Here is a 12,476-nt window from a genome sequence, read left to right as displayed (position 1 = left end):
ATCACCCCTTATCAACTCAAATCGATGCCCAATTTTAAAGCGGGATTATTTTCCCAGCGATCGGCAACGTGGGCGTAAATACAAGTGGTGCGGGGATCTGCGTGTCCCAATAAATCTTGCACTTGTCGCAACTCCGCTCCAGATCTTAATGCTAAAGTTCCCGCCGTATGTCGCAAACTATGAGCGGAAATGGTGCGCCCGGGGGTATGTTTGAGAGCCGCTTGTTGGAGATAGCGATCGACAATGAGACGGATACCTCGCCGAGAAATGCGCTGTCCTCCCGCCCGGTTGCCCATGGCAATAAAAAGCGGAGACGTAGCTTTCAGGCGTTCTCCGGCTGCTTTTCGGGCTTCGAGATAGTCGAATAATAATTGCGCGATCGCAGGGATGAGGGGAACGATACGAATATTGCGCTTACCTTCTACTCGAATGCCAATATTTTGCCCTTGCTTGACCACATCGGTAATATTGGCGCGATGAAGTTCCACAGTACGAGGTCCTTCCATGGCCATAATTGCCAACAAGGATTTATCTCGCAAGGATTTAATCGAGCCATCATTGGCAACGGCTTGTAGAAGTTGCTCTACTTCTATCTTTTCGAGATAGGTAATACGTTCTGCGGGATCTCGTTTTTCTCGCGGTGGTTTGACCCCTAAAGCTGGGTTAAAGGCGATTAAACCTCGCTCGAGGGCGGCTTGATAAAAGCGACGAACGACAGAGAGTTTTAGAGCAACTGTGGCGGGTTTTAGGTGTCGCGTATTGACCAGCCAATGACGATAGCGCTTGATATCTTCTTTTGTCGCTTCTGCGGGGAGGATTTTGTTGCGATCGCACCAATTCACAAAATACTGCACCTGTCGGCGATAGGTGTTTAAGGTATCATGTGCCGCATCTCCTGCGCTGACATCAATATTCAGGAAGTCGGCAAAGGCTTCAAGGAGTTCGTCTGCGGTAGCGATCGCACTGGGAGGAGAAACAGCCAGCATAAAAGTTCTTGTTTTTTCTTTAGAATACGCGATTTAGGAGTCGGGAAGGTTATCGGGATCGATTCCTTGCGATCGCAGATAAGCGGCGAGTTGTTCTGCCCGTTGGCGTTCTTGTTCTGCTCGTTGGCGTTCTTGTTCTGCCCGTTGGCGTTCTTGTTCTGCTCGTTGGCGTTCTTGTTCTATTTGTTCGGTTCCCCAAAGTAATAAATTACCATTGTCATCCCAGAATCGCAGCCAATAGCCATTGCGATCGGCTTTCGTTCCTTGCCAAACGCCGAGATATAAATTTAAAGGAGAAAGCCAATAGCGATCGCGATCGTCCGCTTCTTGAAGTTGATAAACACCCTCTACTAATTGTCTGACTTCTAATGCTCCTTCTTCTGGCTCAAAAATAACGTAAATTGGCACTTCTAAAATACGTTCGTAAAACCAAAGCTTTCCATAAGGATAATAAGGACGTGCCGAATATTCTCCCCCTTCTGTTTCTGAGAGAAATTCCATCACGATCGCAGGAACATCCCCTTGAGTGCGAGGTGTATAACTTCTGCGAGAGGTTCGTTGAGGTTCGAGAGGAAGAACATTGGCTGTATAAAGCCAGTCGGGTGCTTTGACCACGATTTTTTTATTAACCGTGGCACAAATGCCTAAATTAGAGGCAACCAATTTATCGAGGGTTAAAAACCCGATTAATTCTAAACTTTCTCGTAAAGCGGCTGCGAGAAGGGGTTGAGCGGTACTTTCCACAGGATCGTCGGGTAGAGGAAAATCTGCGGGTAATTCGTCCCAACTTACCCGATAGTTTAAATTGGCAACGCCAGAAGGAACGAGAATGCCAGTCATAATTGAAAAAAACTTAGAATTACAATTCTTTTGAACTATATTGTACCGCAAACTCCGGAGAAAAAGCGATCGAGGAGCGATTAATCGATTATTTCTCACCTATCTTAAATTTTGGTCTATTTAAAGATTGCTATAATTTAACAGCGATCGCAAAAATGGAGAGCCGCCCCATATCTCCCAACTCCCGCAAGCGTAGTAAAATATAACCACTCAACTCGGGAGGGTCGGGAAATTGTTTTGGAGGCTAAACCATTGGACGAACTCAGAGAAGCACTAGAACTTGCTAGTGAAGAAGAACTGCAACAATTGACCCATATCCTCTTCTGTCGGCGTTTGAACCCCATCGATTACCTGCGAATGCCCGATGTGGTAGAAGTACAGAGCCGCGATCGCACTTCGTGGTTGGACTCCCTCGAACAAAGATTTCGCTTTCTCGCCGCCGATGGACTAACGGTATTAAAAGGACAAAGCCAAGATATTTCCTATCGCCAAATTCTCGTTAGAGTTTGCCATTACTTGAAAATTCCCTACTCTCAAACCATGAGTATTGTAGATATTGAAGCAGAAATCTTTTTACATTTAATGGGCAAAATTTGGCAACGCCTTCCCGCTTCCGAAAAGAAAGATTTGAGCGATCGCGTCCAGAAATCCCTCGCTCATGCAGATATTACCCGTCCTTTGCCCTTAAAATTGCAAAACGATCCCGCCCTCATTCTCCTCAAAGGCAGTAGCGTCATCGTCGCGAACACCGTCTTAAAATCCCTAATTTTGCAACAGTTCGCCCGTCAATTTGCCCTGCACTTTGCTCGCTACCAAACCGCCCGCGCCGCCCTCGTCCAAGGGGGCGCGATCGCCGCCACCAAACTGCAACATCATTTAGCCCTCCAAACCGCAAAACGCGGCATGGCTGCCGCCGCCGCCCGACAAGGAGCCGTGAAAACCGTCTTTGCTTTCCTCGGTCCCGTCCTCTGGGCGAGCTTTTTCGCCGATCTCGGTTGGCGAGCGATCGCCACCAATTACAGCCGCATTATCCCGACAATCTTTGCCTTGGCACAAATTCGCCTGACGAGATCGGCTTGTTGGGCATAATAGAAGGAAAAATGAGGGATGAAGGATGGAAAAGCAGAAACAATCTTCGTCACTAGCATATCTTCGGGATCTGTGGATGTGGGATAGTCTTCAAGTCGGAGCATTTCTACAACCCCTGTTACCCGGAATTGCGGCTATTCCTTATGTTGCCGCCGCGATCGGGGTTTGTCCGACAGCAAGAACAGCGATCGCAAAATCCCCCCTCACCCGCGCTTTTGCCCTCCTCAGCCTTCTCCTCTTCATCAGTACGGCCTTTGCCGATCGCCCTCTCGAAGCCTTAGCGGGAATGGCAAATTTTTTTCCCTATCTGTTTTGGTTTTGCACCGTTCATTTTCTTATTCAAACTCCCGCCCAACTTCGCAAACTGGCTTGGTTATTAACCCTTTCTTCTCTGCCCATTTGTCTCCTCGGTTGCGGGCAAATGCTTTTAGGTTGGACAACTCCCGAATTTTGGCGCACGCTTTCCGGGTGGAGTCTCATTCCCTATGGACAACCAGAAGGGAGAATGTCTTCAACTTTTATGTATGCAAATGTTCTCGCTTTCTATCTTTTAGTAGTTTTGATGCTGACCTTGGGACTGTGGATCGACGCATTTCAACGGTGGCGCAAAGAAAAGAAAACTCAATCTTTACGAGTGTTAATTCTTTTATCAGTCGCAGTTTTTCTTAATTTGTTTTCTCTCATTTCCGCCCAATCTCGCAATGCTTGGGCGCTCGCAATTTTTGGTAGTTTACTGTTTGCTTTTTATATCGGTTGGCGTTTATTAGTATTAGGAATTAGCGCTTGTGCAGGAGCGATCGCATGGGCTTCTTTTGCTCCAGCATGGGGAGGAGAAACTCTGCGTCAGATTGTTCCTTATTTCTTCTGGGGGAGACTTTCCGGGGAAATGTACCCCGATACCCCTCTACCTCTTTTACGCATGACTCAATGGCAATTTTGTTGGCAGATGATCCGCGATCGCCCCGTCTTGGGTTGGGGACTGCGAAATTTTTCGTTTCTCTACCAAGATGCAACTGAGGTTTGGTTGGGGCATCCTCATAATCTCTTTCTCATGCTGGCTGCGGAAACTGGGATTATCCCCACGCTTTTATTGTGCGCGATCGTAACTTGGATTTTGGCACGGGGAATTTTATTATTAACCCAGCCCGTTTTTAGCGATCGCGATCGTCTCATTCTCTTTACCTTTTTAGTCGCTTTTCTGACTTGTATCGGTTTCAATTGCTTAGATGTCTCGATCTTTGATTTGCGAATTAATACCCTCGGTTGGCTCATCCTTGCGGCGATCGCCGGAGTGACGAGATATACAAACTGGGGCCAATCTAAAAACTCTCCAGAGAATATAACTCGATAAATATTGAATTTTAATGAAGTCAACTTTTTAAGCCACAACGAATCCCTTAAAATAGAAAATAATGAAAATATCCCGAATCTAGCCATGAATTCTTTGATCGCGATCGTTTTATTCGTCTTACTAGCAATTGTCATTTGGCAGATTTGGCAAGAATCTCACAAAACAACGGGAATCAGAAAAGGAGGCAATCTCGATCGCGATCTAGTTCAAGCCGCTAATGGAGATGTTAAATTAGCAGAGCGTTTATTAGAACAAGCTCGCTTCAAATATCCCGGTAAATCGGAAAGCTGGTATGTTGAAAAAGTAATTTACGATCTCAATCGCGATCGCGGATTTATTAGAAGTCGTAACCGCAAACCCAGTTTTAATCCCCAGATTAAAACCAGAAATATTTTTCAAATTTTAGGAATTATCTGGGTCATCAATGCTTTAATGAGCCTCATTCAGCGATTGCGTTCCTAGAATCGCGTTCTGCGTGTCACAATAATCTAACGCAACCGTCCCGATCGCAGAATACTAATAATTAACCATAAGCCTAAAAATGTAGCGATCGCTAACAGAATATCGCTCAAAATCGAAAGTTGAGGATTCGGCGCACCTGTTGCTAATAACGATGCACCCATAATTAACGCCCCAACAACGATACTAAAAGATAAACGATTGGCAGAATCATCGATACTGCGACGGAGAGAAGGTAAATCGCGGATTTGTAAATTCCATTGCAAGGTTTCCGAACTTAAACGATCTAATAAAACCTCAATTTGTCGCGGACTCTGTACTGAGAGCGCTTTCATATCTAACGCCGTTCGCAAAACTGTTTGTAAGGGATCGTCTCCTAATAATTGACGGCGAAATAAATCCGTCATTAACGGCTTAAATTCATCGAGTAAATTAATTTCCGGATAAAAGCCTCGGGCAACACCTTCCAGATTTGCTAAACTTTTGGCATAAAGTCCCATATTACCGGGCATTTTAATTTTATTCTTGCGAGTAATTGACAAAATTTCGTAGAATACTTCACTAAAATTAATTTTTGAGAGACTGAGATTATAGTATCGACGTAACATTTTCTCATAGTCTCGTTCCAAACGAATGAGATCCGTCGGTTGCGTTGTTTCGGATAATTCTAAAGTTAATTGGCTGCATCGTTTAGCATCAATATCAACGATCGCCAGCAACATTTCTACGAGAATTTGTTGGGTGCGAGGATCTAAACGCCCGATCATTCCGCAGTCAATTAAAGCAACGCGATCGCTAGTTAAATAAAAGATATTACCGGGATGGGGATCGGCATGAAAAAACCCATCAATAAACATCTGTTGAAAAAAGGCACGGAAGAGCAATGTCGCAATTTCTTGACGGCGTTTTTTCTCTCCATCGGATTTTTTACTAACCGGAACAATCTGCGCCTCTAAAATGGGTTTTCCATCCAACCATTCTAAAACTAATAATTTTCGAGTCGTGAGATCTCGATAGATTTTCGGAATCGTTAATTCTTGAGAATTAACCCATTTACTTTGAGCTAAATTTTCGCGTAATTGTTCGGTATAACTGGCTTCTTTGTTAAAGTCTAATTCTGCTTGTAAGGCTTTAGTAAATTCATCGGCTAGGGTGATAATATCGTAATCTTTACCAAAGTCTGTCACTGAAATTAATTCAGCGACTGCATTAATGAGATCGACATCCTGAGAAACAATGCGATCGATCCCCGGACGCTGTACCTTCATCGCCACTTCTCGGCCATCTTTCAAAGTCGCGCGATGAATTTGTGCAATCGACCCTGCTGCAACGGGTTGAGTATCGATTTTTGTAAAAATCTCTTCAATCGGATGGTGAAGTTCTTGACGAATTGTTCCTTCAATTTGCGACCAAGAAATTGTAGGAACTTTTGCTTGTAATGCAGTCAGAGATTTAATATATTTGGGCGGAAGTAAGTCCGGGCGCGTGCTGAGAAGTTGTCCTAATTTGACATAAACCGGACCCAATTCAACCAGAATATTTCGCAAGACTTCAGGGGTAGGAATTTGCGGTTCTCCCGGTTTTCCTCCCATTAAAATCCCGCGCATATAGTCCCAGCCATTCCCGAGAACAATTTCGAGAATTTCTCGCTGTCGCGATGTATTTTGTGTTAAGGCTAAAACCATTATTTCAGTCACCAGTCACCAGTCACCAGTCACCAGTTATGAGTGACCAGCAATTCAGTTTCCAGTTATAGTAAATTTACAAAAGATTTTCAAATTTGGGATCGGCTTGCAGTTGCTTGAGGACTTGTTTGATTTCTTGGGTGCGGCTTTTATGGACGACGAGGGTGACATTGCCATCGCGGACTACAACGACATCTTCTAAACCAATGGTAACGATGACATCTTCTTCGTTACTGGCATAAAGAATAGATCCTTGGGTATCTCGTCCGATATGGGTGGCGAGTTCGGTATTGGCTGCATCTCCTTTGAGAAGTCGTTCGATCGCATTCCAATCTCCCAGATCGTCCCAACCAAAATCGGCGGGAATGACATAGGCTAAATCGGTTTTTTCCATTAAGGCATAATCAATACTCTTTTTCTCTAATTCTTGATAGGCGGCTTCACCTTTTTCTCGCAAGGGTTGGAGAATTTGTGGCGCGTGTCTTTCTAGTTCAGAAAGTACCGTCGCAGCACGGAAAATAAACATGCCGCTATTCCAACTAAAGCGCCCGGTTTCGATGAATTTTTGCGCGGTCTCAATCTTGGGTTTTTCGGTAAAACGGCTGACTTTATAGCCAGAAAGTCCGGAAAAAGTGCCGATTTTTTCCCCTTGTTCGATATAACCGTAACCGGTAGAAGGATAAGTCGGAGTAATTCCTAATGTTGCGATCGCGCCTTGGGTTTCTGCCAGTTCTACGGCTCCTCTGAGAGTATTTTCATAGGCCGCGCGATCGCCAATCCAATGATCCGCCGGGAAAAAGCCCAAAATTGCGTCTTCTCCATGTTTTTTGGCGACTTCTAAAGTTGCCCAAGCCACCGCCGGAGCCGTATCGCGTCCTTCCGGTTCCACCAATAAATTTTCTTTGGGTAACAAGGGTAACTGTTCGGCGACCCCAGAAGCGAGTAAAGCGGAAGTAATGACCCAAAGATTTTCCCATCCTCCCGCGAGCTTGAGGAGGCGATCGGCGGTAGCTTGCAGAAGACTTTTCCCGCTTCCATCAAGGCTTAAAAATTGTTTGGGTCGTTGGCGACGACTGAGCGGCCAGAAGCGTTCGCCCTTGCCCCCCGCGAGAATGACGGGAATTAAGGTGTTCTTCATCGCAGTGTAAAAGGAAATTTTTTCCATCCTATCCTGTCTGAGTCAGAGATGGGGTGTAGACAGTCATTAATAGGCGTGCATGACAGGGGACGATCTCTAAATTTAAGACTCGCTCCCAAAAAACTTGTAAAAATTGTCAAACAATCTTCAACCAAGCGCTATAATCCAGCATGAGGAATGGTAGCAGTTGGATTGTCTCGAGTTGGCTGACTCTTGTTATGCCAACATTCTCAAGAAAACTGCTAAATTTAGATTTTGATGGTGTTGAGGTGAATGTGAACAATAGCGCTAAATCGCTACCGATCGCTTCCGATACGGAAACGCGATCGCCCAATCCGGTAAACAATTCTGTTTCGCAAAATGGCGATCGCACTCAAACAACTGAATCTTCACCAACAGAGCCGACACAAACAGAGGCGACTCAGAAGGCTCTCGGTTGGGGTCGGCGAATGTTATGGAGTGCTAGTTTTATGGCGGCGGCTTCTCTGTCGGCCACGGCGGGGGCTATGGTGGCTATGGTGGGACCCCTTCCCTCGATTCCCAATGTCTTGACAACGACGGAGAAGGTGGCGACGGCGGGAACTCCGATTCCGACGGGGACGGGATCCCCTTCAGAAACTCAAGAAATTCCCCCGCTTTTTCAATATAAAATCGATCGCCCAGTAAATATTCTGGTCTTAGGGATCGATCGCGTTCCTGATGTGGACAAAGAGAGCGAAGAGATTTTTGATGGCAACAGCGATACTATGTTGCTTTTGCGGTTTGACCCGACGGATAATACCGTGCGGATGCTGTCGATCCCTCGAGATACCCAAGTGTTTATTAGGGGTGTGGGACAAGCAAAAATTAATAGCGCCAATGCTCGAGGCGGTGCAGAGTTAGCCGCGCATGTGGTCAGTAGAACTTTAAATAATGTCCCCATCGATCGCTATGTCCGGGTCACGAATGATGCCTTTAAGGATTTGGTGGATTTAGTGGGAGGGGTTGAGGTTTTCGTGCCTTATCCTATGTCTTATACTGATATGACTCAAGGGCTGAAAATCGATCTCAAACCGGGTTGGCAAAATTTGGATGGCGATCGCGCTGAACAATTTTCTCGTTTCCGCATGGATGAGTACGGCGATATCGGACGAGTACAACGTCAGCAAGTGTTACTCAAAGCCCTGCGCGAACGATTGAAAAGTCCCGCCGTTGTTCCTCGTTTACCACAAGCGGTACAAATGGCGCTGCAATATGTCGATACTAATTTGAGTCTTGAAGAGATGATGGCTTTAGTGAACTTCGGCATGAGTTTGGAAAAAGAAAAAGTGAAGATGGTTTTGCTACCGGGACGGTTTAGCAATAAGGAAGAGTTTGAAGGGGTGAGTTATTGGATCATGTCCCGACGGGGACGCGATCGCCTCGTGAGCGAATATTTTGAACACGATGGCGATTATGTTGTGACTAATAATCGCTCACCTAACCGCGTTCGTATTGCCTTACAAAATGCTACTAACGATTCTAAGTTGCCGGAATTGGCGGCACAGCACATTACTGAGGCAGGATTTGGTAATATTTATTACTCTCAATCTAAATCTGCCCGGTTGTTGAGAAAAACGCAAATTGTGGTGCAACAAGGGGATATTGAGGCAGCAAAAGCCCTCAAACAAGCCCTCGGTTTTGGGGAGATTCAATCGGATTCTACGGGGGATTTAGGGTCGGAAATTACCATTCGTATCGGCTCTGATTGGTTTGATGCACTTGCAGATGAAGAGGATACAAAAGAGACAAACTAGAAGTCAGAACAATTTGCGATCGCATTGCTTTTTCTCGATTCGTTTACAATTGGGAATGTAAAGTGAGGAGAAAGTTTATGGAAAGCGATCGCAAGTTTGTTCCGGTTGAATTGCCGAATGGGGTGACAATTAAGGTTGAGGCGACTAATATTTCTCAACTGGAAGATGAGACAGGAGGAGAAACGGGGGACATTCTCGAGAGGGAGGTTTCTTCTAATTTTCAGTATCTCAAACAAGCAACGGATGCGATCGAAGGGATCGCGGAGACAGTGAAAGAAACGCTAGATAAGGTGAAACCCACGAAGGCAAGTCTCGAGTTTGGCTTGGAGTTTGGTTATGAGTCGGGACAAATCACGGCGATGATTGTGAAGGGGGAAGGAAAGGCGAATTTGAATATTACTTTAGAATGGGATTATTCTCGGGATTCAACTCCAGCTAATTCAACCCAAAATCCTTCTAATCCAACTCAAAGTTCTTGAAATTTGTTAGGGATGTATCAGAAATTCAAGCGAGATTAAAACAATAAGTCAGTAATTGGATTGTCTTTCTCATTTTGAATCCGCCAGGGATTGAAAATCCCTGTCTCATACAAAAAATCCATTGATGGGAGTTAAGGAAATAAATCGGTAATTGGATTGTCTTTCTCATTTTGGATCCGCCAGGGATTGAAAATCCCTGTCTCATACAAAAAATCCATTGAAATGGATTGGGGAATTCCCGATCGCATTATTGCCGAATTTAATATTGAACCTTCATAAATGGATTGGGGAATCTCGAGAACATACCTAAAACTGACGAATTCAGTCCTCTTGAGAGGACTTCTCATATGAGACGGGGAATTTTATTCCTCGGCGGATCGACAATAAGAGAATTAATGCAATTACCGAACTAATTTCTGAGTTTTCCTCAATTCCTTATCGGATTCTAAATGAGAAAAACAATCATATTAACCGCATAATATTTGAACTTTCATCAACACGCGAATTTGACCCATGAACGAGGAAAATCTTTATCCTTTGTTTCACGACTGTACCGCAGAATTGACGACCCCGAGCGATCGCGGGACGGGATTTTTTATTGCGCCTCAAATTCTCCTGACTTGTTACCACGTGGTTAAGAAAACGGAAGCGAAAAACATCGAGATACATTGGCGCGATCGCATTTATAAAGTTACGGAAGTTGAAATCCGAGAAAAGAACGATCTCGTCCTTCTCCACGTTGAAATAGAGGAACATCCTTGCGTGTTTTTGGCGCAGGAGGTTTTGCCATTCGATCGCCTTTACGCTTACGGTTATCCTACGGATGCGATCGGCAGTAATTCGGCTTTGTGTCAGTGCGAAGGGATTAATAAAGAAGGGACGATTTTAAATTTGGTTAGCGAGACGATCCGCTATGGTTTTAGCGGTTCGCCTTTGTTGAACAAGCGCACCCTTAAGGTTTGCGGTATGGTCATGCGCGATCTGGCAATTCGCTTACAGGGCAATACAAGTCGGGCGTTTGGGGGTAAGGCGATTCCGGTGGAAATGGTTTTTAAAAACTGGCCGCAGCTTGAGGAGGAAAATCGCCAGTATCACCAAAAGAATAGCACTTGGGGGCAAAAGTTGCCCACGGATGCGCCGCCGAACAATTTGCGCCGCAGTTATGCCCCCCATTTTGTCGGTCGCGTGCAAGATTTGCAAACTCTACACGCACAGTTGCAGAAAGGCGATCGCGTGGCGATTTCCACGGTGACAGGGATGGGAGGCATTGGCAAGACGGAGTTGGCGGTACAATACGCCCTGCGCTACTGGCAAGAATTCTATCGCGGCGGGGTCTGTTGGTTGGGGGCGCGGGGTGAGGATGTAGAGGTGGGGATTTTGAATTACGGGCAAACATATTTAGGATTAAATCCTCCTAAAGAATTGCCCCCAGAAAGTCGCGTGGCTTACTGTTGGCGCAATTGGGGGAGAGAGGGGGATGTTTTGGTCGTGTTGGATGATGTGGTGAATTTTGCTGCGATCGAGCCGTTTTTGCCTCGGAACGATCCCCGGTTCAAAATTGTGGTGACAACGCGATTGCAGAGCCTTGCAGGGACGTTTGAGCGCTTAGAATTGCAGGTGTTGGAGTTGGAGGAGGCTTTAGAATTGCTGCGGGGGTTTATTGGGGAGAGGTTGGATCGGGAAATGGAGGAGGCTAAGGTACTTTGCGAGGGGTTGGGTTATTTGCCTTTGGGGTTGGAGTTGGTGGGACAGTATCTCAGACAAAAGGACGATCTTTCCCTCGCGAAGATGCGGGAAAGGTTGAAAAAGGGGATCAAACATCGATCCCTAAAACCAACGGAAATGACGACAGCACGGAAGGGAGTGGAAGCCGCATTTGAGTTGACTTGGCAAGAGTTAAAAGAAGAGGAAATACAAAGAGTCGCTTGTTTGTTGAGTTTGTTTGCTGTTGCGCCGTTTCCTTGGAGTGCAGTAGAAGCGTGTTTTTCTGAGAAAGATGAGGAAGATTTAGAGAATATTCGCGATGATGTTTTGGTGCGGTGGAGTTTGTTGAAAAAGTTGGAAAAGGGTTGGTTTGAGCTTCATCCTCTATTGCGGGAATTTATGCGAGAGAAGTTGGCAGAGAAGGAGTATGCAGATGAGTTGAAAGAGAATTTTTGTCAGGTACAAATGAAGATCGCGCAACAGATTCCGCAAACGCCAACTTTAGAAGAAATTGAAGGATTTACACTGTTTATTCCTCATCTGACTGAAGTTGCGGAAGTTTTTCTCAATTGGGTAGAAGATGATGATTTAATTTGGGCGTTTGTAGGTTTGGGTTTCTATTACAACGGACAAGGATTATATCGTCAAGCAATATCTTGGTTTGAGATGTGTCGTTCGATAACTCAGACTCGCCTCGGAGAAGACCATCCTCATGTTGCCACTTCCCTGAACAATTTGGCATTACTGTACGAGTCCCAAGGACGTTACGAAGAAGCGGAACCCTTGTTGGTTCAAGCCTTAGATTTGAGACGAAAACTCCTCGGAGAAGACCATCCTGATGTTGCCACTTCCCTGAACAATTTGGCATTACTGTACAAGTCCCAAGGACGTTACGAAGAAGCGGAACCCTTGTACGTTCAAGCCTTAGATTTGAGACGAAAACTCCTCGGAGAAGACCATCCTGATGTTG

General features: G+C 45.4%; 10 protein-coding genes. 6 read left to right on the top strand and 4 right to left on the bottom strand.

Annotated elements, in window-relative coordinates:
* Nucleotides 1-11: 11 nt before the first annotated feature.
* Nucleotides 12-986, bottom strand: coding sequence for a tyrosine-type recombinase/integrase (locus AC6RV6_RS16690; protein ID WP_500242013.1), 975 nt, complete (start codon nt 984-986; stop codon nt 12-14).
* Between the two features lie 33 nt (nt 987-1,019).
* Nucleotides 1,020-1,826 (bottom strand): Uma2 family endonuclease, encoded by an 807-nt coding sequence (locus AC6RV6_RS16685; protein WP_500242012.1) that lies wholly within the window; start codon nt 1,824-1,826, stop codon nt 1,020-1,022.
* A 252-nt stretch (nt 1,827-2,078) separates the two neighbouring features.
* Between AC6RV6_RS16685 and AC6RV6_RS16680 the strand changes: the two genes are divergently transcribed.
* From AC6RV6_RS16680 to AC6RV6_RS16670, 3 genes are all read left to right on the top strand, one after another.
* A complete protein-coding gene (locus AC6RV6_RS16680) occupies nt 2,079-2,915 on the top strand; it encodes a YaaW family protein (RefSeq protein ID WP_500242010.1) in 837 nt (278 codons plus the stop codon).
* A 25-nt stretch (nt 2,916-2,940) separates the two neighbouring features.
* On the top strand, nt 2,941-4,266 hold the full coding sequence (locus AC6RV6_RS16675; protein ID WP_500242009.1) for an O-antigen ligase family protein: 1,326 nt from the start codon (nt 2,941-2,943) through the stop codon (nt 4,264-4,266).
* Nucleotides 4,267-4,350: 84 nt separating this feature from the next.
* Nucleotides 4,351-4,728 (top strand): hypothetical protein, encoded by a 378-nt coding sequence (locus AC6RV6_RS16670; protein ID WP_500242007.1) that lies wholly within the window; start codon nt 4,351-4,353, stop codon nt 4,726-4,728.
* 26 nt (nt 4,729-4,754) lie between these two features.
* Here AC6RV6_RS16670 and AC6RV6_RS16665 read toward each other — a convergent pair whose 3' ends face one another.
* Together AC6RV6_RS16665 and AC6RV6_RS16660 are read right to left on the bottom strand one after the other, a co-directional pair.
* Nucleotides 4,755-6,410: an ABC1 kinase family protein gene (locus tag AC6RV6_RS16665; RefSeq protein WP_500242006.1), complete on the bottom strand. Its 1,656-nt coding sequence runs from the start codon at nt 6,408-6,410 to the stop codon at nt 4,755-4,757.
* A 76-nt stretch (nt 6,411-6,486) separates the two neighbouring features.
* A complete protein-coding gene (locus AC6RV6_RS16660) occupies nt 6,487-7,548 on the bottom strand; it encodes a mannose-1-phosphate guanylyltransferase (RefSeq protein WP_500242005.1) in 1,062 nt (353 codons plus the stop codon).
* A 218-nt stretch (nt 7,549-7,766) separates the two neighbouring features.
* On the opposite strand from AC6RV6_RS16660, the gene AC6RV6_RS16655 reads away from it, so the two are divergent.
* The 3 genes from AC6RV6_RS16655 to AC6RV6_RS16645 form a co-directional block, all read left to right on the top strand.
* Nucleotides 7,767-9,323: an LCP family protein gene (locus tag AC6RV6_RS16655; protein WP_500242004.1), complete on the top strand. Its 1,557-nt coding sequence runs from the start codon at nt 7,767-7,769 to the stop codon at nt 9,321-9,323.
* 77 nt (nt 9,324-9,400) lie between these two features.
* A complete protein-coding gene (locus AC6RV6_RS16650; RefSeq protein ID WP_500242003.1) occupies nt 9,401-9,802 on the top strand; it encodes a CU044_2847 family protein in 402 nt (133 codons plus the stop codon).
* A 513-nt stretch (nt 9,803-10,315) separates the two neighbouring features.
* The coding region (locus AC6RV6_RS16645) for a tetratricopeptide repeat protein (RefSeq protein ID WP_500242002.1) at nt 10,316-12,476 on the top strand (2,161 nt) is incomplete at its 3' end.

It is taken from the genome of Spirulina sp. LEGE 11439, from assembly GCF_059821285.1.
The sequence above is the reverse complement of the archived record's forward strand: the minus strand, read 5'-3'. Positions and strand labels throughout refer to the sequence as shown.

Coding starts and splice junctions, on each gene's coding strand:
- AC6RV6_RS16690 (WP_500242013.1), bottom strand. CDS start 986: ATGCTGGCTGTTTCTCCTCCCAGTGCGATCGCTACCGCAGACGAACTC.
- AC6RV6_RS16685 (WP_500242012.1), bottom strand. CDS start 1,826: ATGACTGGCATTCTCGTTCCTTCTGGCGTTGCCAATTTAAACTATCGG.
- AC6RV6_RS16675 (WP_500242009.1), top strand. CDS start 2,941: ATGGAAAAGCAGAAACAATCTTCGTCACTAGCATATCTTCGGGATCTG.
- AC6RV6_RS16670 (WP_500242007.1), top strand. CDS start 4,351: ATGAATTCTTTGATCGCGATCGTTTTATTCGTCTTACTAGCAATTGTC.
- AC6RV6_RS16665 (WP_500242006.1), bottom strand. CDS start 6,410: ATGGTTTTAGCCTTAACACAAAATACATCGCGACAGCGAGAAATTCTC.
- AC6RV6_RS16660 (WP_500242005.1), bottom strand. CDS start 7,548: ATGAAGAACACCTTAATTCCCGTCATTCTCGCGGGGGGCAAGGGCGAA.
- AC6RV6_RS16655 (WP_500242004.1), top strand. CDS start 7,767: ATGCCAACATTCTCAAGAAAACTGCTAAATTTAGATTTTGATGGTGTT.
- AC6RV6_RS16650 (WP_500242003.1), top strand. CDS start 9,401: ATGGAAAGCGATCGCAAGTTTGTTCCGGTTGAATTGCCGAATGGGGTG.